The organism is Streptomyces sp. NPDC044063 (genome assembly GCF_056434285.1).
On record NZ_JBWKFM010000007.1, the window covers coordinates 134,644 to 158,773 of the forward strand.

Genomic DNA, 24,130 nt, shown 5'->3' on the forward strand with positions numbered 1-24,130 from the left:
CCCCTTTCAGCCCCCGTGCCTGCCTGGCCCGGGGGCTTTCCCATGACCCCGTTCCCGGGAGAGCCCTGTGCGCCAGCGCAACGACACCACCACGGCGTGGGACTTCGCCGCGACCGACGACTCCGGGCCGCGCACAGTGGCCCCCGGTGAAACAACGGACCACCCGGTCCTCCTCGATGGCTGGAGTCCCGCCGACGAACCGACGGCCACGGCCGATGAGGCCAGTGACCCCCCGCCCAAGACGCGGGCCAGGAAGAACACGGACACGGACGAGAGCAAGGGAGGTGAGCCGCGGTGACGCTCCTCTCTCGGCTCGGATGGGTCGGCATCGCCAAGGAATCTGTCCAGGGCACGTTCCTTGCCCCGACGTTCTACCTGCCGGTCACCAAGAGCGACTTCAACATCGAATACACCCAGCTCAAGGACGAGTCGTACCGGGCCAACGACACCAACCTCCAGGGCCTGTACCAGGGCGTCGGTCAAACCAGCGGATCCCTGGAGCTCGCCGCATACCCCGACGTCCTGGGCTACTTCCTGCGGGTCATCGGCCCTGACACCGTCACCGCCGGCGTCTCGACGACCCTGTCCTCGTCGACCACCATCGGGGCTACGTCCATCTCGACCGCGGCCTCGATTCCGGCCGGCTCCACCATCGCGATCGACACCTCCACGAATCTGGAGTATGCGATCACCGGGACGCCGTCCGGTTCGGGCCCGTACACGATCCCCATCAGTTCCCCGTCCGGCGGTCTGACCAAGGCGCACTCCTCGAGCGTGACGGTTGTCTCGCAGACGACGCACACGTTCAAGCAGTCCACGTCCGTCGCCAAGCCGACGTACTCGCTGGTGGATCACAACGTATTCGAGGCGTGGGGCTACCCGGGCTGCATGATCTCCGAGGTCGGATTCAAGATCGACCCGAAGGGCACGGCCACCATCGACACCAAGGTGACCGGCTGGATCGGAGCAGTCCAGACCGGTCTGTCCGCGCCGACCTTCACCAGCGTGCAGCCGATGCTCGGCTGGCAGTGGGCCATGACCAATGCCGGCGCTTCCTCGACCCGGGGCCTGTCCTACGACCTGACCCTCAAGCGCGACGTCGACGCCATCCACGCCTCCAACGGCACTCAGCAGCCGCGGGAGGTCTTCTCCGGGGTCCTGGACGCCGACATCAAGTACAAGGCGATCTACGAGTCGGATACCGACTACAACCAGTACCTGCAGGCGCTCCAGACCAGCCCCACCACAGCGGTACTGACCCAGCCCGTCACGGCCGGCGGGGCGTCGCTGACGCTGACCACCACCCAGCCCGGATGGTCCAAGGGCGGCTACGACAAGGGCGGCAACTACGTCACCGCCGACTTCGAGATCTCCGGCATCTACAACTCCACCGACGCCGGCGCCATCCAGGCCGTGCTGAAGAACTGGGTCACGGCCGCCTACTGACTCCTCGGCCGTGCCGCGCGTGAGGGCGTCGCGGCACGGCCGAGGACACCCCTACGCCCTCAACGCCCTCACCTTCAAGGAGCAAGCCTGTGTCTGGCTACACGAACCCTTTCGTTCTGCTGCAGTTCCCCGACCTTGGTGACGAGGTCTCGGTGCTGATGCGCAATCCGCAGCTGCTGCCGCCCAGGGACATCACCCCGGAGGACGTCCCGGTCGACGCCAACGGCCAACCGATCGACCCACAGGCCGCCCAGGAGGCCATGTACCGCGTGTTCGCGCGGGTGATCGTGGCGTGGAAGGTCTACGACCCCAACGGCGTGGCACCGCCCGAGGTCGGGCCGGAGGCCGACCCCGTCGCGCTCTACGAGCAGCTGCGGGAGGGTGGCGGGCAGCCGCGGCTGGGGGACATCACGCCGGAGAACATCGCCAAGCTTCCGCTGCGGATCACGAATCGGATCATGGAGGAGATCAGCCGCGTCGCGGACCCTCAGTAGGCCCCGGCTCCCCGTACTACGAAGACGTCCTCGTCCCCATCGAATCGATCATCCAGGGGACGTGGGCGTCGCAGGAGACGCCGGCCGAGTGGGCCGACTACGTGCTGATGCGCCGCATGCACTGGTCTTGGGATCAGCTTCAGGCCACGCCCGTGTACGTGCGCCGCTACTGCCTGGACATCCTCGGGATGCTCGCCGAGCACGAGCAGCGCGAGCAGGAACGCGAACAACGGCGCGCCGAGCGGGAGTCGCGAATGGGGTGATCACGTGGAGCTGCGCCCCGGGCTGTTCGGCCGCCTCTTCACGGAGATCACCCGTGAGGGGCAGCTCAAGACTCGTCGCGTCCTGACGCAATTGTCCCTGGCCATCGAGCGCCAGGCCAAAATCAACGCCTCAGTTGGCGGCCATCAGCGGGGCACACCGACTCCGGCACGGCCCGGCACCGGGCCGTCGGTGATCTCCGGGACGCTGCGCCGCTCGATCACCCACACCCCTGTACTGCCGACCGGCACCGGTTGGGAGACCAAGGTGGGCACGGGCGTGGGGTTCACCCCACCGTACGGGCGCACACCGTCCAGCCGGTACGGGCTGTACCTGGAGACCGGCTTGAAGAACGGTGCGGTCTACCCCTTCCTTCGGCCTGCCTACCGGTTCGGCGTCACCACGGTCGCGCCACAGCTCTATCAGAGCGCCTTCCGGACCGGCTGGCCGCGCCTGTGATCAACGGAAGCCGTTGCACGAAGAGGCTGGCGGGTGCTGCAGCGCGGCCATGTAGCCCATCGCCTGGTAGCGGTTGGGCTGGTGCTGCGAGGTGTGGACACGCTCGATGATCTGCTTGAGCGCGTCGCCTCGCTCGGTGCACACCGTGGACAGGTAGGCGGCCTTGCGCTGATAGTCCTCGACGGGCGGAAGACCCTCGTGGTGGATACCGAGGTCCTCCGCTCGCAGCTGCCCCCCGAGTGCCTTCGTGCCGACTGCCTCGTCGTCAGTCGGCGCTGGCCCGGTCGTGGCGGCGGTGGCCTTGGGCGCCGGCGGTTGAGCGGCGCAGCCGCATAGCAGGCCCGCCACGATCACAGCCGTTGCGACGGCCTCTGTCGCTCTCGTCATGCCGCCTCACCGTAGCGGCCCCGCATCGTGCTGTGAGGGGGTTTGCTGTGGCCGAGGTCGCCGATCTCTTTGTACGCCTACGGGCCGAGACCGCCCCCTTCACCCGGGGGATGACCCAGGCTGCCCAGACCGGGGAGTCGTTCACCGCCAGGATGGGCGGCCTCGGGGGCATGCTGACGAAGGTCGGCAAGGCCACCACGGCTGTGGGGATCGGCTTCGTCGCCTACGGGGTCAAGGCAGCCGGTGACTTCCAGCAGCAGATGAACCTCCTGGTCACCGCATGCGGTGAGTCGGAGCGCAACCTGAAGCTGGTCTCGGACGGCGTCATGTCGCTGGCGCGGTCGACCGGCACGTCCACGGGCCAGCTGGCCGAGGGCATGTACCAGGTCGAGAAGGCCGGCTACCGTGGGGCGGATGGTCTGAAGGTCCTCCGGGCCGCCGCTCAGGGTGCCCGGGAGGAGGGTGCGGAGCTTAAGGACGTCACGAACGCGATGACCAGCGTCATGGCGTCGTACCACCTCCAGGCTTCGGACTCGGTGCGCGTGATGAACGCCATCAAGACCGCGGCCGGCGAGGGCAAAATGACGATGCAGGAATTCTCTGCATCATTGGCGACTGTCATCCCTATTGCATCCGCGAACAAGGTCAGTTTCGCGGAGGTGGGTGGTGCGATTGCCACGCTGACGCAGCATGGTACGAGCGCACGTGAGGCAACGCAGGAACTCGCCTCCACGATCCGCAGCCTGGCTGCGCCGAACAACGTGGCCGTCCAGGAAATGCAGCGCCTGGGTCTGTCCTCGACGGACGTGTCCACCAAGCTTGGTAAGCGTGGCTTGACGGGCACTTTGGATCTCCTGTCGCAGACGGTCCTGTCGAAGATGGGGCGGTCAGGCACCGTCCTGCTCGACGTGTTCAACCAGACCAAGCAGGCCGCGGCCAACGCTGACAAGATGGTCCAGAGCATGCCGCCGAGCCTGCAGAAGCTCGCGCTGGCGTACTCCAAGGGCACCATCTCGCTCGGTGACTGGCGTAAGGAGCTCAAGGGTCTCCCGCCAGAGCAGGCAAACCTGCTGTCGCAATACGCGACCCTGCAGAACAAGACCAACGGCTTCTCCGCGGAGCTGAAGAAGGGCGGGCCAGCGGCCCAGACGTATACCGAGGCCATCAAGAAGATGACCGGCGGTGCGATCGGGCTGAACACTACGTTGCAGCTGACGGGCGAGAACACTGAGGGTTTCAGGGACCGTGTCGCCAAAGTCGGCAAGTCTATGAACCATGCTGGGAAGGACGTCGAGGGCTGGGAGATCACCCAGCGGTCCTTCAACGTGCAGATGGGCCGTTTGAAGGAAACCGTCACCACGGCGGCCATCACGATCGGCGCCAAGCTGATTCCTGTCATCTTGTCGGTCATCGGGTTCTTCGAGCAGCACAAGGCCGCCACCTACGCTCTGGCGACGGTGATCGGCGTTGTTCTGACAGGGTCCGTGCTGAAGTTCATCGGCGGCGCCATCAAGCCTTTCGTCAGTGCCGTCGGAGGGATCGGCAAAGCAATCGGGAAGGTGCGCTGGGACCGAGTCGCTTCCGGGGCTTCGTCTGCGTTCGACACTGCACGGCTGCGGGCGATGTACGCGTGGGACGGAATCCGCGCTGGGGCGGGGAAGGCCAGCAGTGCCGTGGCGTCCTTCGGCCGTAAGGTCGGCGAAATCTCTGCCCGGGGCGGGAGAGCAGCGTGGTCCGGCCTCATCAACGGTGCCAAAAGCGTCGGGTTGGCTTTGAAGACTGCTGGTCTCGCAGCAGTCGACTTCGGTAAGAAGATGCTCATCGCGGCGGCAAACGGGCTGCGCGCGGCGGCAGCATGGGCGCTGAATCGCATCCGGCTCCTGGCTCAGGCTGCAGCCGAGAGGTCAGCCGCTGCCGCTCAGTGGTTGCTCAACATCGCAATGAGCGACAACCCCGTCATGCTCATCGTGCTGGGGATCACCGCGCTGATTGCGGCGCTGGTGTACGCCTATTTCCACTTCGCGACGTTCCGCAACGCCGTACAAGCGGTCTTCAAAGCCGTCATGGCAGCGGTGTCCTTTGTGATCAGCTTTGTCCGGGCGCACTGGCAACTCCTGCTGATCGTCCTGCTTGGCCCCCTCGGCTTGGCTGTTGTCGGAGTTGTCACCTACTGGAACCAGATCAAGGCGGCCATCAGCGCCGCAGTGTCCTTTGTGATCAACTTCGTCAAGAGCCACTGGCTGCTGCTGGTGACCCTGCTGACCGGCCCCATCGGCCTCGCCGTGGGCCTGATCATCAAGCACTGGGGGCAGATCACCGCCGGCTTCTCCGCGGCCTACCGCGCGACCGTCGCCGTCGGGCGATCCCTCGTCTCGTGGGTCTCCGGGCTGCCCGGACGCATCCTGAGCATGCTCGCCTCCCTCGCTGGCCAGCTGTCCTCACTGGCCAGCAGCGCCTGGAACCGCTTCTACGCGGCCTCCCGCAGCGTGGCGGCCAGCGTGCTGGGATGGATGCGCGGCCTGCCCAGCCAACTGCGCAGCGCCCTTGGCTACCTCGGATCCCTCCTCTACAGCTCCGGGCAGGCCCTGCTCAGAGGGCTGATCAGTGGCATCCAGTCCATGGCCGGCTCAGTGCGCAGCTCCGTGAGCAGTGTGCTGTCCTCGGCCCGGAACCTGCTCCCTTTCAGCCCAGCCAAGGAGGGCCCCTTCTCCGGGCGGGGCTGGACGCTGTACTCAGGCCAGGCCCTCATGCAGGGCCTGGCCCAGGGCATCAGCACCGATGCGCCAGCCGTGGTCGGGCGGATGCGCGGCGTTGCGGCGGCGACGGCCAGTGCCTTCGCCTCAGAGCTGGGGATCGCCTCCCCCTCGAGGACGTTCAAGGCACTCGGAGCGTGGGTGCTCCACGGCCTGGTGGACGGGCTCACCGGCTCCACCGCCCGCGTGCGGTCCGCCTCCCAGCGCCTCGCGCGCGACCTGTACGTGTCCTTCGGTTCCTCCCACAAGGCGCTGCAGCGCACCGTGGCCCACGACAACGCCCTGCTGATGTTGCTGGCCCGGCAGCGAGACAGTGTCGCCTCCCGGTTGAAGGACGCGCAAAAGAAGGTCTCCGACCTGTGGAAGGACTGGACGAAGGCCAGGGACGAAGCGTCCAAGGCCATCATGCAGAACGCGACCATCGTCGCTTCCGCGCCGGCCGACGGTGGCACGCTCTCCAGTTTCGATGTCGTCCAGCGCATGCGTGATCAGGTTCAGCGCACCCTGGAGTTCGCCGGCCACCTTCAGCAGCTGCGCGCCAAGGGCTTGCGCTCGGATCTGGTGCAGCAAATCGCGAACGCCGGCGTAGACCAGGGAGGCGCTACCGCGCAGGCCCTGGCCTCGGCGACACGGGGGCAGATCGCGGAGATGAACCAGCTCCAGCGCGGCATGCAGTCCGCTGCTGATGCCACCGGTGCGGCGGTGGCCGACAGCATGTACGGGGCGGGGATCAAGTCGGCGGAGGGGCTGGTGAAGGGCCTGGAGTCGCAGCAGAAGAAGATCGAGGCCCAGATGCTGAAGATCGCCAAGTCCATGCAGTCGGCGATCAAGAAGGCTCTCGGTATCCGCTCCCCGAGCCAGGTCTTCGCCGAGCTCGGACAGTACGTCCCGCAAGGCCTGGCCAAGGGCATCGAGGGAGCGGTCCATCACGCAACGCGGGCCGCGACCAACCTCGCCGGAGCCGTAGTCGGAGCGGGCGCGGTCGGCGCGCCGGGCCTTGCGCTCGCCGGAGCGGGTGGCGGCCAGAGCGTGGTGATCCACCAGCACGTGCACCTCACCGTCGAGGGCCACGTGCTGACCGAGCGGAAATTGCGGGACGTGGTGCAGGAGCAGATGCTCCAGCTCGGCACCCGCAACTCCCAGACCTGGCAGCCCTACAAGCGTTGACCACCGAACCCGAGCGCCACCGGGCGCCTCGCCACTGTCAGGGAGGTGCCCGGTGCCCAACCCGAAGATCGCCACCCTCGTCGACGCCTTCACCAGCACCGCGATCGACACGAGCGTGTGGTCCAACATCACCGGTGGCGGGGTGGCGGTCCTCGACACCGTCTACGACCTGATCACCCTCGCCCAACCCACCACCAGCGGGGTGACGAACACCTTCGGCTCCAACACCCTCTACGACGCCACCACCAGCAGCATCTACGCCCAGATCGGCGCCGTTCCCAACGGTTCGGGCAACACCAAGACCGCCTTCGTGCTGAAGGTGGATGCCAACAACTCCGTCGCCCTGCGGGTGGAGGCTGGCGTCTTCAAGTTCACTCTCCAGACCGCAGGGACCACCGCCACCACGACCCTGCTCACCTACGACGGGCACGCACACCGGTGGTGGCGGCTACGGGAGGCCGCCGGCACCTGGTACGCCGACGCATCCCCCGACGGCGTCACCTGGTCCCAGCTGACCTCGAGCACCTATAGCTGGGCGGCGACCGCGATGACGTTCGCCTTCCAGACCTCGGCCGGCGCCACCGAGACCGCCGGGCTCGTCGCTACCCTCCAGCACGTCAACACCCGCCTCGGTGGCGTCGCGAACCCGAACTGGCCGCTGGCCGAGCACGGGTGGGGCGCACGGTGGAACGCCAACGGCGGCGACGTGCCACTGGACCGCTACACCGACATGAGCAGCCGCACCCGCGGCCGCGTCTCTGTGAGCCGTGGTCGCCAGTACGAGCTCGACCAGATGCGGGCGGCGGAGGCCTCCGTCACTTTGGCCAACACCGCCGGCGACCTCGACCCCACCAACAGCGCCGGCCCCTTCTATGGGCACCTCCAGCCGTACCAGCCCTACCGCATCCGGGCCCAGTGGCCGCCCACCCGGAACCTTCTCTCTCAGTTCCAGGCCACCGGCGGCGACGTCGGCGGCGTGCCCCTGGGAGTCATCGACCAGGGCAACAACGGCCCCGCCACGTTCTCCGCCACCGACCCCTTGGCGTCGACGGTCACCTCCAGCAGCGCCTGGCAGGGCAGCACCGTCATCCAGTGCTCCGTCCCCTCAGGCACCGCTGCCGCCACGGGGACCACCACGCCGGGTCTGATCTGCTGGACCCCGCAGCCCAACGGCGAGCCTGGCGCGACCTACACCCTGCAGATGCGGGTGCGGAACGTCACCGCCAGCACCAGCCTGCAGATCGCGCCGTTCATCTACAGCATCACCGCCGGTCTGGTCGGCACGGCGAACGTCGGCAGCACGGCCACCCTCACCGGGTCCACGACGGCCGCCTGGACCACCGTGACCGTCACCGCGACGCTGGGCGCGGATGCCGCCTACTCGGTCTACGGGATCCGGGTTGCGGCAACCGCGGCAGCGACGTGCTCGATCCAGGTGGATGGCTGGCAGGTAGAGCGCGGCTCAACGGCCTCGGCGTGGACCGTTCCGGGCACCTGGTACCCGGTGTACGGGGGCTTCGCCGAGCGGTACGCGCCCCAGTGGACCATGTCCGGCACCTATGGAACCGTCACGGCGACGTGCGTGGACGCCATGGCGCTGCTGTCCCAGCAGCAGCTGGACGACGCACTCACCATGGAGATCAACTCCCACTCGCCCCGGTTCCTGTACACGATGCAGGACCCCCAGGGCTCCCAGCAGGCCACAGACCAGACCGGCACCAACCCGCCCGCACCGCTGACCACCAGCAAATACGGGCCCGGGTCCTTCGTCTTCGGCACCCAGATCACCGCCGCCAACCCCACCACCGGCATCTACACGGGATCCACCAACACCGTCGCCACGATCAGCAACCCTAACCCCGGGCAGAACGCCTTCGGCGCCTCCACTTACCTCGCCCTGAACAAGGCTGGCATCCGCGGCCCGGCCAACGCCGCCGGAGAATGGACACGCATGGCGGCCTGGCGCTACACAGCCGGCTCCAACCCCGCCAACGGCGCCTTCTTCTGGTCCAGCATGGACAGCCAGCGCGGCGCCGGCTTTCCCGGAGGCTCCGTCCTGTACTGGCTGATCAACACCAGTGGCCAATTCGTCTTCGGTATCAACGGCCCCGCCAGCGCCGGCGCCTACGTCGCCTACACGCCCGGCCCCACCACCGCAGCTGACGGAAATTGGCACCTGGCCATCGTCAGCTACAGCCACGCCAACGCCACGCTCACGGTCCATCTGGACGGCGTCAATACGACCTGGACCAGCATCCCCACCAGCCAGGAGCCCACGGGCCTGGTCAGCGACAACTTCGGCGCCTACGTCGACGTCCCCGGAGGTGGCTACTCCACCGACAATTTCAAAGGCGACGTGTCCTTCTGCGCCGAATTCCCCTCGGCCCTGTCCACGACGGACATGAACAACCTCTACAACGCGTGGAAATCCTGCTTCACAGGAGACACCACCGACCAGCGCTACGCACGCATCCTGAAGTGGTCCGGCTACATCGGGCCCTCCAGCATCCAGACCGGCCTGACCACCTCCATGGGCCCGGCCAGCGTCGGCGGCCAGGACGCGGTCAGCGCCCTCGAGGCCGTGGTGCAGACCGAGGCAGGGCAGCACTACGTCGACCGCTCCGGGGTCGTGGTCTTCAAGGCCCGCAGCGCCCGCTACAACGCCACCACCCCGCTCTACACCTTCGGGGAAAACACCGCGACTGGCGAGTACCCGTATGAGGACTGCGTCCTCGACTACGACTCCACACGCCTGGCCAACCAGGTGACCGTCACCCAGACCAGCACGGGGCAAAACTTCTACGCCCAGGACACGACCTCGATCACCGACTACTTCCCGCGCACCCAGAGCCGGTCGATCAATTCCTCGGTCGCTCTGGAATGCCAGGACGCGGCCGGCTATCTCCTCTCCCGCTATAAGCAGCCCTTGACCCGGGTCGCCTCGCTGAAACTGCACCCGTCAGCGAACCCCGTCCTGTGGCCGGTCTGCTTGTCCCTCGAGCTGGGAACCCGGATCCGCGTCATGCGGCGCCCTCCCAGCCCCGCGCCAGCCATCACCATCGACTGCTTCGTGGAGAACATGGCCTGGGATCAGGACGACAACGGCGACGCCTGGCTCACCCTCCAGTGCAGCCCCGCCGACGTGACCCCCTACGCCGCCTTCGCCAGCTGGCACACCACCCTCAAAACCACCGTCGGCTCCGGCGTCACCTCCATCACCGTCAACGCCTCGGCCGACACCACCAACCCCCTGGCCGCCCAGCTGGCCGCGGGCCAGCAGATCGTCCTCGGGCAGAACACCGCCAACCAGGAGACCGTCACCGTCTCCTCCGTCGGCGCGACCTCTCCCGGCTGGACCCAGGCCACCATCACCCTGACCGCGGCCACCACCAAGGCCCACGCAGCCGGCGACGTCATCTGCGAGCCCCTGCCCACCGGTGTCACCGACCCCACCACCTGGGACCCCGTCACCACCTTCGACTCCAGCGCATTCGCCTACTGACCGCCAACCCCCGCGCCCTACGCCCTCCCGGAGGTGAGGCATGGCACGCACCGTGCCAACCGCAGCCAGCGTCGTCCCCGGCCAGTTCATCACCGGCGCCCTGTGGAACGCCCAGGTCAAGGCCCTCAACGACTACACCACCGCGCCGCCGGTCTTCTCGGCCTACCAGACCACCGCCCAGTCGATCTCCAATGCCACCTTCACCTCGTTCACCCTGGACACCGAGGTCGTCGACTCCGACGGCGGGCACTCCACCGTCACCAACACCAGCCGCTACACCGCGACCGTCCCCGGCACCTACCTCGTCGTCGGCACCGCCGGCTGGAATAGCAACGCCACCGGCTACCGGCGCTGCCGCATCACCCTCAACGGCAGCGCCGTACCCGGCGCCGCGGTCGGCGCCGACGCCACGAACTCCGTGCTGTGCGGACAGTGCGTCTCGACGATCGTCGTGATGAACGGCACCACCGACTACGTCGAGGTCCAGGGACAGCAGTCCTCCGGCGGAGCCCTGGCCGCCTACAACGCCGACTTCGCGCCCAGCATGCGCGTGTACTGGCTCAGCCGCTGACGAAGGAGCGCACCCCTATGGGCATCTACGGCCAGGACTGGGCCTCCTACCAGCCATCGCAACCCGACACGACCGACCTTGCCTTCGCCTTCCTCAAGATCACCGAGGGGCTCGGGTACACCAACCCCAAATGGGTCGCCCAGCGCGATCACGCCAAGAACCATGGGCTGGTCTGGGGCGGCTACCACTACCCCCACATGGCCAACGACCCCCACGCGGAGGCCGACTTCTTCCTCGCCCAGGTCAACTGGGAGCCGGGGGACATCGTCGTCCTGGACTGGGAGGGCTACGACGACGCCAACCGCAGCGTCCCGAGGTCCGTCCAGGCGGCGTACAAGGAGACATGGCTCCGCTACGTCAAGGAGCGCCTGCCGCACAACCCCGTCGGGATGTACTGCAACACGGACTACTGGCGCAACGTCGACACCACCGGATACCGCGGCGATTTCCTCTGGATCGCCACCGCTGGCCGCGCCGCAGGCGACCCAGGCATCCAGGGTGACTGGCTCTTCCACCAGTACAGCGATGACGGAGTCGACCGCGACTACTGCCACCTCCGCGACATCGGCGAACTCCGTTCCTGGGCGCTCTCCTTCCAGCCCACGCCGGACCCCACACCCGTTCCCCAGGAGGACGACATGCCCCAATGGATCACCGGCCAGATCACGCCCGGCGCCCAGCCCACCGTGGTCCTCGTCCCGGCCGGAACCGCCTGGGCCGGCTACCCGCGCCGACGCCTGCACCTCGGTATGGACCAGATCGCCGCCACGCCCCCCACCGGCACGGTCCGCGTCGCGATCCACAACGGCACCTCCTGGCGCATCCAGGACGTCCCCCTCGCCTCGGGGAAGGGGACCGTCGACGTGGCGCTCCAGCCGGGCGACCAGAAGGTCAGCCTCCAGTCCGCCGCCCCGGGCATCGCCTACGCCATCGAAACCTGGTAGCCCCTGCCTCACCGCGGCGTGAACCATCGCGGCAAACACCGTCCACCCCGGCACCTGTGCCGTGCGGCCTTCACTTTGGAAGTGACCCTATGAACACCTCCGCCTTCTGGATCGCAACCTTCGAGCGCATGATCCGCACCTGCGCCCAGACGCTCCTCGGCATCCTCGGCGCCAACGCCACTGGCGTCCTCGACGCCGACTGGGGCGGAGCGCTCTCAGCCGCCGGCCTCGCCACCGTCCTCGCGCTCCTGACCGCGATCGCCAGCTCCGGCGGTACGCCCGGCCCCGGTCTCACCGAGACGGTGGCACGCCGTTGACCATCCCCGACCAGGCCGGGGTCGTCGTCGAGCTGGAACGACTACGAGGAGCCGTGGACACCGGTTTTGCCACCCTCAATGGCCGTTTAGACGTCGCACTCCAGCGCACCACGACCGTGGAGTCGGACATCGCCGACCTCGAGCGTCGCATCACTGCCCTTGAGCGGGGCCGCTGGCCCCTGCCGTCGCTCGCTGCCGTCGTCGCTCTGGTCGGCCTCCTGGTGAGCATCTACGGGACACTCGCCCGCTGACCCACCCCGACTTCCTTGGCCCGGTGCCCGCCACGTTGGCGGGCACCGGGCTCTTTCGTCATCCCCAGCCGGAAGGTGTCACGCGGGCACCTGCGGTTGAACATCGTCTGCCACCCATCCGGGCGAGCAGTGATGCACGACCCGCCAGCCGCCTTCAGCCTGAACTCATGCCCCGGTCTCTCTGGAAAGGCGCGATCGGCTTCGGGCTGGTTTCCGTACCAGTACAGATCGTGCCCGCCATCGAGGAGCACGATGTCGTGCTCCATGAGGTTCACGACGAGGATCAAGGACGTATCCGTCGGCATCGGGTGTGCGATGTCTGCGGGGAGACAGTGCCCTATGAGCACGTGGCCAAGGGCGTCGAGCACGACGGCCAGGAAGTGGTGCTCACCAGCGACCTCATGGACCAGCTGCCGCTGCCCACGAAAAAGCTGATCGACGTGCTGGCCTTCATCGATGCGTCCGAGATCGATCCCATTCAGCTGGATAAGGCGTACTACCTGGCCCCGGAGGGCGCGGCGGCGAACAAGCCTTACATCCTGCTGCGGGAGACGCTCAAGCAGACCGACCGCGTGGCCGTCACCAAGATCGCCCTACGGACGAAGGAATCCCTGGCGCTGCTACGGGTCCACGAGGACCTGATGGTCGTCCACACCATGCTCTGGCCCGACGAGGTCCGGGATGCCGCTGGCCTCGCGCCGCCGGCCTCGGTCACGGTGCGGCCGCAGGAGGTGGAGATGGCCGCGAGCCTCATGGAGAAGATGTCCGCGGACTTCGACCTCAAGGCCCTGGAGGACGAGTACCAGCTGGCGCTGCGCGAGCTCGTCGCCACCAAGGCAGGGGCCCAGCCTGCACGCAAGCCGGCCAGGACGACGGCTGCGCCGTCCAACGTTGTCGACCTCATGGCCGCCCTGCAGGCCTCCATCGACGAGGCCGCGGAAGGTGGGGGTGGCGCGAAGGGCTCCGGAGGGCGGAAGCCGTCGAAGAAGGCCCCGGCGAAGACGGCAAAGGCTGCCGCCAAGAAGACGGCCAGCCGGTCACCGAAGAAAGGGGAACGTGCGAAGAAGTGGACCGGGTAGGCGTCCACCCCGGCGGCTGATCGTGTGGTTCGGGGGCCGGAGCCCGTGTCGCAGTGGCTCTTGCTGGGGTTTGGTAGCTGGGGAGGGGAACGGTCGATCGGGGCGGTTAAGCGGCAGGCGAGCGCCTGCGCAACGACCGGCGGACGAACGCCAGAGCGCGGGGAGGACCTCTCTAATCGAACAGAGGTACGATCGACCTTGCGATGACCAATCTCGATTTCGACTACCCGCAAGATCTCCGCGAAGCGCAGCTCGCGCTGCACCAAACCCACGCGGAGCTCGCCGCCCTGCTCAAGACCCTCCCGTGGTCCGTGGAACCCCACGAGGGGTGGGAGCGGCCGGCCGACCACTGGCATCCGACCCGGCGCCCGGCTACCGAAGGATGGACCCAGGACGATATGGACGCCGTCGAGGCCCTACGGGCTAAGGCCGTGGACCTCTCCATCCAGGTCGGCGACCACCCGTTCTGGGCGACCGTGGAACGCGACAAGGTCGTCAAGGCCAGGATGGGCCTCAAGCGCATCCACGAGAAGGCCACCAAGAGCTCCACCGCGCAATAGCCATGGCCCCCGATACCGCCGAGCTAGCGCTCGCGAAAGATGCGCCCCACCCCCAGGTGTGGGTGGAGCTCGTCGACGGTGAGTCCGTCGCCGCGGAGCTCCTGGCCTGGATCCAGCAGCGCTCCGGCGAATGGTGGGGCGAGCTGCGAATCAATCTCTGGGCCGAGCTCCGGCTACCCGGCGGCAAGATCGCTCCCGAACCACAAGCGGTCACCTTCCGGGCGCCAGCCAGCCTCATCAGCAAGATCGAGGAGACGGACTACTCAAGCGTCCCCCACCGCCGGGCAGCGCCTGCGTCGCGCGACAAGCTCGCGGAAGAGTTCCCTGGCCACTGGAGCCTCCGGAAACTTCCCTCGCCCCCCGGCATGAGAATCCAGGTCCTCCACTACGAGGGCTGCTTTCTCACTGACTGCGAGGCCACGCTCACCCTCGATGAGGCGCGCCGCGCCCTCTTCGAAGGGGCCCAGCCGTGCATGTGCGGCTCCGACCGGCTCCAGGAGATGCCGCCTCCAAGCCCGTAACCCTGCCGTTCCGGGCCAGAGCACCACGGGCGGCCAGCGGGGCGCTGAACCGTACACGTAGCACCCGTGGGCACTTCAGCAGGGCGCTTTCACTGATCCTCTTCTGCTGCTTCAGCCAGATCGCTAGCCTCGCAGCAGGCTCGTATTTGGAGGCGCCGCGCTACGTGATCGTCCTGCCGCTTCAGCTGAGGATGCTGCACGTGTTCTCGCAGTAGTCGCCGGGCACCCGGTGGAGTACGCCGGGGTGGCGATGCTGCTCCTGGCTGGCCTCCGGCCAGGTGAGGTAGCCGTGCTCCGGCCGGAGGACTATCAGGACCGGGACGGCCAGCCGGTTCTCGCCGTGGGTGGATTCACGCATCCCCGGACGGTCGCCATCGGGCCTACTGTGGCCCGGGCCCTGGACGCTGTTGTCGAGTCGCGAGACGAGGCCAGTTCGTTCCTGCTGCCTGGGCTCTCCGACGTTCGTCTCATTCAACTGGTGCGTGCCGTAGCCAACGAGGCTGGTGTGAATGTTGACGTTCATCAACTGCGCGGCGCGGCGCTGAAGGCGGTACTAGATGACGGTACGCCTATGACTCACGTGGAGGCGTACTTCGGGATCCCCAAAGGTCTCCGTCTCAAGGATCTAGTGGGCCCTCAGGTGGGCTACGACGTGGCCATCGCACGAGTGCTTGACGACGTGTTCACTCGCGCCGGTGTCACTGGTGCCAGCTAGCCTGGAGTGATCCATCCGAGCCGCGTGGCTGCTGCTCGCGCCGTGGTCCAATCAGCTCTTGCGAGCAATCCACGAGGGGCCGGACCACATCGCAATCTTTCGCAATCTTCCTGCGCAGCTGCGAGTCACAGATGATTATGAGGGCTCTGATCGAGAGCGCAGAGAGGAAGCCCTCATGGCCCTGGAGTTCATCGGCACGACGTCCAAAGACGGTGACTGCCCGACCCTCTACCGGGACACCGAGACCGGCAACTACGTCGTTCAAGGAGACCGCCTCACCAACCCCGAGCATCTCGCGCAGTTGCGCGACGTGAAGGACTCCGAGACGTTCGTGATCGTCCCGGCCGCGCTGCTCACGCGCTTCGCGCCCAAGGAGTAGACGGCGTGCCCAACCTGATCAGCGGACCGGGCATCACCGAGTTCTTCCGTGACGGTTTCCAGCACACGGCGTGGCGTTGGGAGACACGACGGGCGTACGGAGTGGCCCACGAAACCGAGGACTTCCAGCGGTTCCTGCGCGGCGAGCCACCGGTACCAGGGCCAGCGAGACCGTGGCTGGTCACCATGGCCTTGTTGACGCAGGAGGGGAAGCGCGTCGAGCGCGTCCGCGTCATCGACGAGCCAGCCACGGACTATCAGCGGTGGCTCTTGGAGGATGTGGCGGACAGCGTGGCCGCCGGTGAGGACATTCGGTATCTGCCCCGCACTGAGGCTGACCGGCTCGACGTACCGATGCGCGACTTCTGGCTGTTCGACTCGCGGACGATCGGGTTTTTCCACTTCGACGGGGATCGTTCCCTCGGCATGGAACTGTCTGATGACCCGGCCGCCGTGCTCCAGGGGTGCCAGATCCGTGATGCTGCATGGCATTACGCACGCCCTGCGCGTGAGGTGACCGGGCCGGTACGTTCTTCCATGTGAGCACCGACTTTCAGCAGGCCCGAGTGACCCTCGGTGCGCGCATGCGGGAACTGCGCACCGAGGCAGGTCTGAATGGCAAGCAGGTCGCCGACGCACTGGACTGGGCGCCTTCGAAGGTCTCCCGTCTGGAGAACGGTAAGCAGACCCCCACGTCCGCTGACCTCGAAGCGTGGGCCATGGCTTGTGGACAGCCTGAGACGGCCGGGGAGCTGAAGGGGCGGCTTCGAGGCCTGGAAACGCGCTACCGGACGTGGCGGAGGCAACTGGCTGGCGGACACCGGCCGCGCCAGGAGGCCGGGATCGAGCAGGCCCGGCGGACCAGCACGACACGCTCCTTTGAGTCCGGCATCGTGCCCGGCATCCTCCAGACCGCGGACTACGCCCGGCACGTGCTCACCCGGTACGGTCAGCTGCGGAGCACACCCCGGGACATCGAACCCGCGGTGAACGCCAGGATGCAGCGCCAAGCCGCACTGTACGAGGCAGGCAAGCGCTTCGACCTCGTGGTGTGGGAAGCGGCCCTGTACGTCCTCCTCTGCCCTCGTGAGGTGATGGCCGCCCAGCTCGACCGGCTGATCTCCATCGCCGGTCTGAGTAACGTCACCCTCGGCATCATCCCGCTCGGCGCCCAGGTGAACATCGCCCCCGGAGACGGCTTCTCCATCTACGACGAGCGTCTGGTGATCTCCGAGACGTGGACCGTGGAGATGTGGCTCGACGATCCGGACGAGATCACCATGTTCCTGAAGATATGGGAGACCCTGCGCGAAGCCGCCGTCTACGAGCACCAGGCGCACCGCCTCCTCGCCCGCGCGCGGGCAGCCCTCGACCTGGGTTAGCAATCTCGCGGAAGCCAAACCGCACGCTGCGCAATACCGCGCAATCGCAGCACGACAGCGCAAGCATTGCTCGTACGGTCCGGTCATGAGAACGACGGTCGCCTCCCGAGCCCGCCGTGCCCGTCCGCCATGGCTCCCCCCTGAGAGGGTTATCGACGCCGTGGCTGCCGGCCGCTGGTGGGACGCCATCGCCATTGACGGGCCCCTCGCCTATGCCGCCGCCACGCACCTCAAGCAGACCGACGACGGGCGAGGGCCGATCATCTGCGACCCTCTGGGCCCGCAACCCCGTCTGTACTTCCTTGTTCCCGTCGGCACCGCCGACCAGTGGAGCGAGCCGGACACGATCATCTTCGGCAAGGGCTGTTACGTCGGCGTCAACGGCACCCTCGACGCGGATGCGGTCGGGCTTCACTGGATCATTCCGCCCCTGCACCCTCTCCCCGGGCCCCTGGTGTCCCCTCGCCAACTGCGCGCAGCGCTGGCAGCCGCGAGGGCCGAGCCGTGACCCACCCCGGTACCCGGTGGCTCGCCCGCTGCGCGGCCAACCCCTCCGCCATACGCCGCGCGTGGGCGCATGACAAGTTTCCGCCGCTCTCTTCCCTTGCCTGGTCCGTCGTCGAGGCCCCCCTGCCGCGCTCCATTGAGGCCATGGAAACGCTCAGCCGGGCCAGCAGGCTCGGGCCGGTCCTGGCCCACTACGAGGCGTCGATCGCCTGGTGGCTGGTATCCCACGACGCCCAGGAGCAGCTGGCCGACTTGCCCATGCTGAATGTGAAGCCGGCCGGGTGGTCGCTGCGATGCCCGCCAGTGACCCGGTACTTCGCGGGCCGCGGCTGGCTGGAACAGCCGGACGGCACTGGAAAGCTCACTGACGCCACCGATCTGGGTGCCGCTTTCAGCCGAGGCGGTCGGAGCCCCCTGGAGGGATACAGATGACCAGCCCGCCTGTCCGCAAGCCCGACCGGCCCTCCGAAGCAGCGCAGTGGCTGCTGTGCCGGGAGGCGAGTCCGTGGCGGGCTCGGGAGATGTGGGAGTGGGGGCGGCTGGCCGGGATCCGGGTCGGCCGGCATTTCGACGTCGTGCATGTTCCGGCGGCGCTCGTCGGCGGAACGATGCCGGATCTGGGGGCGGTGCGGGAGTGCTTCCGCTCGTTCGGGATCTTCAACTCGGTGATCTTCTCGCACCGCCCTGAGCGGTACAGCGTGCTGGTGCCACCCGGCACTTACCGGCAATGGACCGTCACAGGGACCCAATGCCTTGGCGCTGATCCCTACCCCAGCTACCTGTCCGTTCCCCGCCCCGCGGGGCGAACCGTAGACACCTGCTGGCTCCTGCCCGCTCCTCACGGGTCGGACATGCTCTGCGACCCTGCCGCCCTCCGATCCCTCCTTGAGAAGGAAGCACCCAGTGACCTTCACCCCCAATGAACGCAGGCTGCACCCATCCAGAGAGTGGCTCGCTGAGGCCAGCGCGTTCCACCGGGCCGCCCGGTGGCTTGCCTCGCAGCAGCCTGACCCCGCGCTGGCCTGTGAGCGCTGGTCGCGCAGCGAGTCGGCGCCGATCCGTCTGGGCAGGGGATTCGACGCGATCAGGCTGCCAGCCGATGCGGTCGCCCGCGGCGACATCATCGAGCTCGTCCTGGCCGACCACGGCATCACCAGCGCCGTCATCGCCGACAGCGCCGGCCGCTGGCTGTACGCCCTTGTCCCGCCGGGCACCGCCGCGCGATGGACGGTACCGGGGTCCGCAGCACTGGGGAACGGCTACTGCCTGGGCATGCCCCCTCCGCTTGAAGCACCCGAGCGCGGCACGTACTGGGCCGTGCAGCCCCCGCACGACGACTCCATGCTCTGCGACCCCGCCACTGTCCAGTCTCTGCTGCTGAAGGAAGCCGCCCAATGACCTCTACGCCAGACGAACTGGCCATCATCCGGCGTCGGCTCGCCATCGGTGCCGAGGACCAGGGCCTCGCCGAGCGCAGGTGGGCCGGCGGCCTCACTGTGTCGATGGTCGCTGGCCGGCCGTGGGATGTCGTACACGTCCCCTTTGACGTCGCTCTCCGCGCCGTAAGAATCATGGAGGCGCACAACCAGCTCCCCGGCCCGCGGATCCAGCACCGCCAGCTTGGCACGTGGTGGCTCATCCACAACGCCAACACGTTCTTCATCAGGCCAGTGCCCCATGCGCGCTGCTGCCGCCGCGGCGACAGGATCACAGCGCCCCCTCCCGGGCAGAACGTGGGCGGCTACCGCTGGGTCCTCCCAGCCGAGCGCCAGCCGGGCCCGGGCCCGTACACCCTCACCGACCCGGTTCACCTGAAGGAGGCGCTGGCCGTCGTGGCATCTGGGGCGGCACCCCCGAAGTGGAGTCCAGCCCCCGAGCGCCCCCGGTGCGCGCTGTGCAAGACGGCAGCGGTCGTACTGGTCCCGATCGCCTCGGTCCACAGCGAGGGCCAGCCCAGCCACATCGTCGTGTGTCACCGGTGCCGGACGGAGCGTCGCTTCCTCTCCCTCGAGGAGCAGGAGGCCGCGGCACCGGCCGAGCGGTTGTGGCAGGAGAGGGGCAACGAGTAGCGCCCTCCCCGTCCGGTTGCAGATAGGGCCAGTTTCAAGTAATTGGCCATGGCGCCACCTGCGACACCCACCTACGCTCCCCATGCGGTCGAGAGAGGACGCCCAAGGTCCGGTTCGCCGCTTGCCAGTCCGAGCCAGCAAATTCGGGAGCAGTTCCTGGGCGAGATTGTGGTTGAAGCGGGCATGCCCGACAACGGTTGGACACCCAGTCCAGTAGCGGACTAATAGGCGCCTAACGGTGCGGACTGGTAGTGAGTTCGGCCCCGGCTGGTCGTCCTTCGTGGGCGGCAGCGGCTGGGGCCTCCTCGGATGTACTGCAAGTCACTCGCAATCTCATTGGTGCAGCGGAGCCCTAGCCGTCAGAGTCACGCCATCACGATCAAAGGGGGGACCCGTTGCCCGAGCAAGCATCCGGCCAGACTGCGTGGGGTCTCACCCCTGAACAGGCCACCCGGCTGAGCTTTGCAGCGCGAGACCTTCAAGAGGCACGCAAGGCGGACCTGGCGACGATCGACGCCCCTAGCCTCATTCTCCTCGTGGAGCGCCTACGCGGCGCTCTTAACGATATGGTCAAGTTGCTTCTGGAACTGGCCAATGGGCAGACAGCGCTGCCCGTGAGCGAAGACGCGACCGTCGCCGATCCCTAGCCTTGGACTGCGGTTGGTTCGCCTAGAACCGGTCCACCCGCCACGCGCGGCTCAAAAGTTGTCGGATGAGATGGCTAGGAGGCCCGGCTCGCCGGGTTCTTGAGGACGCCCGCGCGGCGGATCTGGCTGCGATCGATGCGCCTGCGCCCATGCTTCTCGTAGAGCATTTGCGTGGATCGCTAGACGAGACGGCCCGCCTCGTTGGTGAGTCAATTTACAGCCACTTCAGCCTTGACCAGCGTCAACTCCCGAGAGTGACCATTACCCGTTAGCAGGGTTCTTACCCACGGACAGCATCGTTCTCCTGGCCCTCCACGGCGAGCGCGGCCGCTTCGGCGGCCGGCTCAGGCTGGGCATCCCCCGTCACCCGGAGGAATGGCCCGAGGTCGGTGAGCAGCTCGCCGAGACCCTCGTCATCGGCTGCGCCAAGCGAGGGCCCCGGCCCGACGGCATCGTCGTGTTCCTCTGCCAGGACCCGGCGCCGGGCGAGACCGGGGCCGACGTGAGGGACCGCCTCCGTCCGCTCGCCCAGAGCCTGCGCCTCGCCTGCGGCGGGCTCGACGTGCCCGTGTACGAGGCGCTGTGCCTGTCCGACGGGCGGTTCTGGTCCTACTGCTGCCCCGACGAGCGCTGCTGCCCGCCCGAGGGCACGCCCATGGTCCTTCCGGGTACCTCCGTGATGGCCGCGGCCGCCGCCTACGCCGGCATCCGGGTGCGCGGGACCCTGCGCGAGATGGAGGCACGGCTCGCGCCGCTCACCGGCGCCCCGGCCACCGAGCAGCTGACCGCCCTCGACGCGGCCGCAGCCGACCTCGTCCCCCGGATCCTGAGCGGCACGAGCGCCGAGACCGTGTGCCGCGAGACGCTGGACCTGGCGGGCCTGGTGGTGGAGCGCTTCCACGCCGTGCCGCCGGCGGCCGACCCGCGGGAGGCCGACGCCCGCGACGACGCCCTGCTCGCCTGCGACGAGGCGGCGGCCATCGTCGTCGGGCTCCAGGACCGCGTCACCCGCGACCGGGCGGCGGAATGGATGGAGGGACCGCGTGCCGCCGCCATCCTGCGTGTCTGGCGCGCCCTCGCCCGGCGCTGCGTGCCGCCCTACACCGAGCACGCCGCCGCGCCGCTCACCCTCGCCGGCTGGGTGGCGTGGTCGACGGGGGACCAGCCCGAGGCCCGCGTCGCCCTGAGTCAGGCCCTCACAGCCGACCCCGAATACCTCTTCGCCCAGCTTCTCCACCGCGCCTGCAACGACGGCATGGACCCCGAGCCCCTGCGCCGCTGCCTGCGCGGCGAGCGCCGCGGACGCGAGGAGGCCGTGGGGACCGACGGCGGTACGGCCTCCGCGGCGGCCGGCGGGGAGTGCGGGCCCGAGGCCGCCGCCCAGGCCGGTGCCGGGGCGGGCCGTGCCGCGGTCCCCGCGCCGGAGAGCACGCCCCGGGGCGCGGGCGGACCGTCGAGGCCGGGCGGTCCGAGCGCGCCCGCCGGAGCGAAGGGGCCCACGGGGAAGACGCGTACGCGCCGCCGCGCCGGGCAGCGGGGCGTGCGGGGTCGGCAGTGAGCCGTCACGCCCCCGGCCGCCGTGACCTCGCCCCGCCCGGCCGCGTTCACCTGAGTGGCCCTCACTCGTCGACGGCCGTCCAGGTCCGTGCAGCCCCAGGGAGCAGACAGGTGCGAGGCATCGCCCCCAGCGGCCCGCCGCTCAGCCGCCCCGTCCCCCCGCAGCGCACCGCCGGTGCCCGCGCCCAGGGACCCCGCCCCGTGCACGACGCGCTGATCTGCGTCGCCCTGCCCGCCCTGGCGATCTCCGGTGAGCAGGGACAGCTCACCGGGGCCGGGCTGGACGGTTTCTACCGCGGCGGGCGGCGCCTGCTGGCCCGCTGCCGGGTCCGGGTGAGCGGCGTCGAGCCGGTCCCGGTGCAGGGCAGGATGCTCGCGGCCGACCGGGCCCGCTTCGTCGGCACGGTGCGGACACCCGCCGACGCCGGCCCTGACCCGGCCGTCACCGTCGAGCGGCTGCGCGAGGCCGAGGGCGTCGAGCGCATCACGGTGCGCAGCGCGGCCCCCGGGGAGCTCCGGCTGGTCCTCGAGGTGTCCCTGGGCACCGACCTCGCCGAGCTGGGCGCGGTCGCCGCGGGCCTGGCCGGACCGGAGATCCCGGCCGCCGTGCACGGCTCCGGGCTGCGCTGGTCGGCGCCCGGCCTGCGGGCCGTGGTCGCCGCGGAGCCGCCGCCGGGCGATGTCGTGGCCTCGGCCGGACTGCTGAGCTGGGAGATATCACTGCCCCCCGGCGGCACCCGGAGCGTCGAGCTGCGGGTCCGGGCCGAGCTGCCCGGCAGGCCCCGCACCCCCGAGCCCGCGGGGCGCGGCGGCGCCGCGCCGCCCTGGGGCGAGGCGGCGGCGGACGGCGACGACCCCCGCGTCGGCGCCCTGCTGACGGCCAGCCTGGCGGACCTGCGGGCGCTGCTCGTGCGCGACCCGGCCCACCCCGGCGAGGTCCATCTCGCCGGGGGCGTCCCCTGGCGCTGCGGGCACCTCGCGCCCGCCGAGGCCCTGTGGGCCGCCAGGATGACCCTGCCCCTGGGCACCCGGCTGGCCGCCGGGACGCTGCGCGCCCTGGCGCGGACGCAGATGCCCGGCCCCGGCCCCGACCGGGGCCTCGTCCCCGGCGCGCTGCGCCACTCCGGAGCCCATCTGCCGCCCGGGTGCACGGGCGTGGAGGCGACCCTGCTGTTTCCCGCGGTGCTGGCCGAGGCCCGGCGCTGGGGCCTGCCGGAGCAGGAGGTCCTGTCGCTGCTGCCCGCCGCCGAGCGGTGCCTGGACTGGCTGCGGGCGGCGGCGGGTGACGGCGCGTACGTCGCCGACCCCGCCCCCGCCGGCCCCTACCGCTGCGAGGTCCAGGCGCACGCGCACCGGGCCGCCGTGCTGGGCGCCGACCTCCTCGAGGCCTTCGGCCGCCCCGGGGCCGAGGGGCTGCGGGAGTGGGCGGGCGAGCTGAGGCGCCGATTCCGGGAGGACTTCTGGACCGAGGACCTGGGCGGGGGACGCCCCCTCGCGGCCCTCGCCCCCGACGGCCGGCGGACGGCGCACCTGGGCTCCGCCGCCGCGCACCTGCTGGACACCGGGCTCCTCGGAGGCGGCGGCCACGCGCCGGGGCTGCTCGACGCGGTCCGCGCCGAGCAGCTCGCCCGGCTGTTCGGCGGCCCCGCCCTCGACTCCGGCTGGGGCCTGCGCAGCCTGGGGGCGAAGGAGCCCGGCCACAATCCGTTCGGCCACCGCGGCGGCGCCGTCCGCGTGCACGAGACGGCCGTCGCGGTGGCCGGTCTCCTCACCGCCGGCTACGAGAACGAGGCCGCGGGGCTGCTGCGCGGCACGCTCGACGCCGCCGAGACCTTCGGGTACCGGCTTCCGGAGATGTACGCGGGGGAGCAGCGCACGGCCGGCGGCGCTCCGCTCCCGCATCCCGCGGCCTGCCGCCCGGCGGCGGTCGCGGCCGCGGGCGCGGTCCTGCTGCTGACCGCCCTCGCGGGGATACGCCCCGACGTGCCCGCCGGGAGCGTGACCGTCCGGCCCCCGCGCACCGCCCCGCTGGGCGAGCTGCGGCTGACCGGCCTGCGGGTGGCCGACCAGCCGTTCGCGGTGCGCGTCAGCAGGCTCGGGCTGGGCATGGTCGAGGAGGCCGCCGACGGTCTGCAGCTGGGGGTGTGAGCGGCGCGGGCGGCC

Annotated in this window: 27 protein-coding genes; 25 read left to right on the forward strand and 2 right to left on the reverse strand. The window is 69.2% G+C overall.

Annotated features, from left to right (window positions below):
* Positions 1–67: 67 nt before the first annotated feature.
* The 5 genes from AC07BS_RS11885 to AC07BS_RS11905 all read left to right on the forward strand — a co-directional run bounded on the left by AC07BS_RS11885 (position 68) and on the right by AC07BS_RS11905 (position 2,660).
* Positions 68–298 (forward strand): hypothetical protein, encoded by a 231-nt coding sequence (locus tag AC07BS_RS11885; RefSeq protein WP_478931729.1) that lies wholly within the window; start codon positions 68–70, stop codon positions 296–298.
* Positions 295–1,446: a phage tail tube protein gene (locus AC07BS_RS11890; protein WP_478931731.1), complete on the forward strand. Its 1,152-nt coding sequence runs from the start codon at positions 295–297 to the stop codon at positions 1,444–1,446. The genes AC07BS_RS11885 and AC07BS_RS11890 overlap by 4 nt, the downstream gene beginning before the upstream one ends.
* A gap of 89 nt (positions 1,447–1,535) precedes the next feature.
* Entirely contained in the window at positions 1,536–1,940 is a 405-nt protein-coding gene (locus AC07BS_RS11895) for a hypothetical protein (RefSeq protein WP_478931733.1), read from the forward strand.
* A 116-nt stretch (positions 1,941–2,056) separates the two neighbouring features.
* On the forward strand, positions 2,057–2,203 hold the full coding sequence (locus tag AC07BS_RS11900; RefSeq protein ID WP_478931735.1) for a hypothetical protein: 147 nt from the start codon (positions 2,057–2,059) through the stop codon (positions 2,201–2,203).
* A gap of 4 nt (positions 2,204–2,207) precedes the next feature.
* Complete coding sequence (locus tag AC07BS_RS11905) at positions 2,208–2,660, forward strand: hypothetical protein (RefSeq protein ID WP_478931737.1); 453 nt, start codon at positions 2,208–2,210, stop codon at positions 2,658–2,660.
* On the opposite strand, the gene AC07BS_RS11910 is transcribed toward AC07BS_RS11905, so the two are convergent.
* Positions 2,661–3,047: a hypothetical protein gene (locus AC07BS_RS11910; RefSeq protein WP_478931739.1), complete on the reverse strand. Its 387-nt coding sequence runs from the start codon at positions 3,045–3,047 to the stop codon at positions 2,661–2,663. It lies immediately after the preceding gene.
* A gap of 47 nt (positions 3,048–3,094) precedes the next feature.
* Here AC07BS_RS11910 and AC07BS_RS11915 point away from each other — a divergent pair, with 47 nt between their 5' ends.
* From AC07BS_RS11915 to AC07BS_RS11955, 9 genes are all read left to right on the forward strand, one after another.
* Complete coding sequence (locus AC07BS_RS11915) at positions 3,095–6,967, forward strand: phage tail tape measure protein (RefSeq protein ID WP_478931741.1); 3,873 nt, start codon at positions 3,095–3,097, stop codon at positions 6,965–6,967.
* Between the two features lie 52 nt (positions 6,968–7,019).
* Positions 7,020–10,469, forward strand: coding sequence for a hypothetical protein (locus AC07BS_RS11920; RefSeq protein ID WP_478931742.1), 3,450 nt, complete (start codon positions 7,020–7,022; stop codon positions 10,467–10,469).
* 40 nt (positions 10,470–10,509) lie between these two features.
* Positions 10,510–11,040: a hypothetical protein gene (locus AC07BS_RS11925; protein ID WP_478931744.1), complete on the forward strand. Its 531-nt coding sequence runs from the start codon at positions 10,510–10,512 to the stop codon at positions 11,038–11,040.
* A gap of 17 nt (positions 11,041–11,057) precedes the next feature.
* On the forward strand, positions 11,058–11,984 hold the full coding sequence (locus AC07BS_RS11930; protein ID WP_478931746.1) for a glycoside hydrolase family 25 protein: 927 nt from the start codon (positions 11,058–11,060) through the stop codon (positions 11,982–11,984).
* A gap of 89 nt (positions 11,985–12,073) precedes the next feature.
* Entirely contained in the window at positions 12,074–12,301 is a 228-nt protein-coding gene (locus AC07BS_RS11935; RefSeq protein WP_478931748.1) for a holin, read from the forward strand.
* Entirely contained in the window at positions 12,298–12,552 is a 255-nt protein-coding gene (locus AC07BS_RS11940; protein WP_478931750.1) for a hypothetical protein, read from the forward strand. Before AC07BS_RS11935 ends, AC07BS_RS11940 begins: the two co-directional genes overlap by 4 nt.
* Positions 12,553–12,719: 167 nt before the next feature.
* Positions 12,720–13,631, forward strand: coding sequence for a non-homologous end joining protein Ku (gene ku, locus AC07BS_RS11945; protein WP_478931752.1), 912 nt, complete (start codon positions 12,720–12,722; stop codon positions 13,629–13,631).
* A 203-nt stretch (positions 13,632–13,834) separates the two neighbouring features.
* The gene (locus AC07BS_RS11950) at positions 13,835–14,191 is read left to right on the forward strand and encodes a hypothetical protein (RefSeq protein WP_478931754.1); all 357 of its coding nucleotides are present in this window, start codon (positions 13,835–13,837) and stop codon (positions 14,189–14,191) included.
* Positions 14,192–14,253: 62 nt separating this feature from the next.
* Positions 14,254–14,712 carry a DUF6233 domain-containing protein gene (locus AC07BS_RS11955; RefSeq protein ID WP_478931756.1) on the forward strand — a complete coding sequence of 153 codons (459 nt, stop codon included), beginning with the start codon at positions 14,254–14,256 and terminating at the stop codon, positions 14,710–14,712.
* A gap of 181 nt (positions 14,713–14,893) precedes the next feature.
* Here the strand turns inward: AC07BS_RS11955 and AC07BS_RS11960 are convergent, their stop codons facing one another.
* Positions 14,894–15,070, reverse strand: coding sequence for a hypothetical protein (locus AC07BS_RS11960; protein WP_478931758.1), 177 nt, complete (start codon positions 15,068–15,070; stop codon positions 14,894–14,896).
* 532 nt (positions 15,071–15,602) lie between these two features.
* On the opposite strand from AC07BS_RS11960, the gene AC07BS_RS11965 reads away from it, so the two are divergent.
* From AC07BS_RS11965 to AC07BS_RS12015, 11 genes are all read left to right on the forward strand, one after another.
* On the forward strand, positions 15,603–15,806 hold the full coding sequence (locus AC07BS_RS11965; protein WP_478931760.1) for a hypothetical protein: 204 nt from the start codon (positions 15,603–15,605) through the stop codon (positions 15,804–15,806).
* Between the two features lie 5 nt (positions 15,807–15,811).
* On the forward strand, positions 15,812–16,348 hold the full coding sequence (locus AC07BS_RS11970; RefSeq protein WP_478931762.1) for a DUF6879 family protein: 537 nt from the start codon (positions 15,812–15,814) through the stop codon (positions 16,346–16,348).
* On the forward strand, positions 16,345–17,187 hold the full coding sequence (locus AC07BS_RS11975) for a helix-turn-helix domain-containing protein (RefSeq protein WP_478931764.1): 843 nt from the start codon (positions 16,345–16,347) through the stop codon (positions 17,185–17,187). Before AC07BS_RS11970 ends, AC07BS_RS11975 begins: the two co-directional genes overlap by 4 nt.
* A gap of 160 nt (positions 17,188–17,347) precedes the next feature.
* Positions 17,348–17,695 (forward strand): hypothetical protein, encoded by a 348-nt coding sequence (locus AC07BS_RS11980; protein WP_478931766.1) that lies wholly within the window; start codon positions 17,348–17,350, stop codon positions 17,693–17,695.
* A gap of 143 nt (positions 17,696–17,838) precedes the next feature.
* Positions 17,839–18,126: a hypothetical protein gene (locus tag AC07BS_RS11985; RefSeq protein WP_478931768.1), complete on the forward strand. Its 288-nt coding sequence runs from the start codon at positions 17,839–17,841 to the stop codon at positions 18,124–18,126.
* Positions 18,123–18,617 carry a hypothetical protein gene (locus AC07BS_RS11990; RefSeq protein WP_478931769.1) on the forward strand — a complete coding sequence of 165 codons (495 nt, stop codon included), beginning with the start codon at positions 18,123–18,125 and terminating at the stop codon, positions 18,615–18,617. Before AC07BS_RS11985 ends, AC07BS_RS11990 begins: the two co-directional genes overlap by 4 nt.
* Complete coding sequence (locus tag AC07BS_RS11995; RefSeq protein ID WP_478931771.1) at positions 18,598–19,092, forward strand: hypothetical protein; 495 nt, start codon at positions 18,598–18,600, stop codon at positions 19,090–19,092. Before AC07BS_RS11990 ends, AC07BS_RS11995 begins: the two co-directional genes overlap by 20 nt.
* Entirely contained in the window at positions 19,089–19,763 is a 675-nt protein-coding gene (locus tag AC07BS_RS12000; protein WP_478931773.1) for a hypothetical protein, read from the forward strand. Before AC07BS_RS11995 ends, AC07BS_RS12000 begins: the two co-directional genes overlap by 4 nt.
* A gap of 395 nt (positions 19,764–20,158) precedes the next feature.
* Positions 20,159–20,410 (forward strand): hypothetical protein, encoded by a 252-nt coding sequence (locus AC07BS_RS12005; RefSeq protein ID WP_478931775.1) that lies wholly within the window; start codon positions 20,159–20,161, stop codon positions 20,408–20,410.
* A gap of 304 nt (positions 20,411–20,714) precedes the next feature.
* A complete protein-coding gene (locus AC07BS_RS12010; protein WP_478931845.1) occupies positions 20,715–21,968 on the forward strand; it encodes a DUF4192 domain-containing protein in 1,254 nt (417 codons plus the stop codon).
* 119 nt (positions 21,969–22,087) lie between these two features.
* Positions 22,088–24,115, forward strand: a complete 2,028-nt coding sequence (locus AC07BS_RS12015; protein WP_478931847.1) for a glycogen debranching N-terminal domain-containing protein — start codon at positions 22,088–22,090, stop codon at positions 24,113–24,115.
* Positions 24,116–24,130 lie beyond the last annotated feature (15 nt).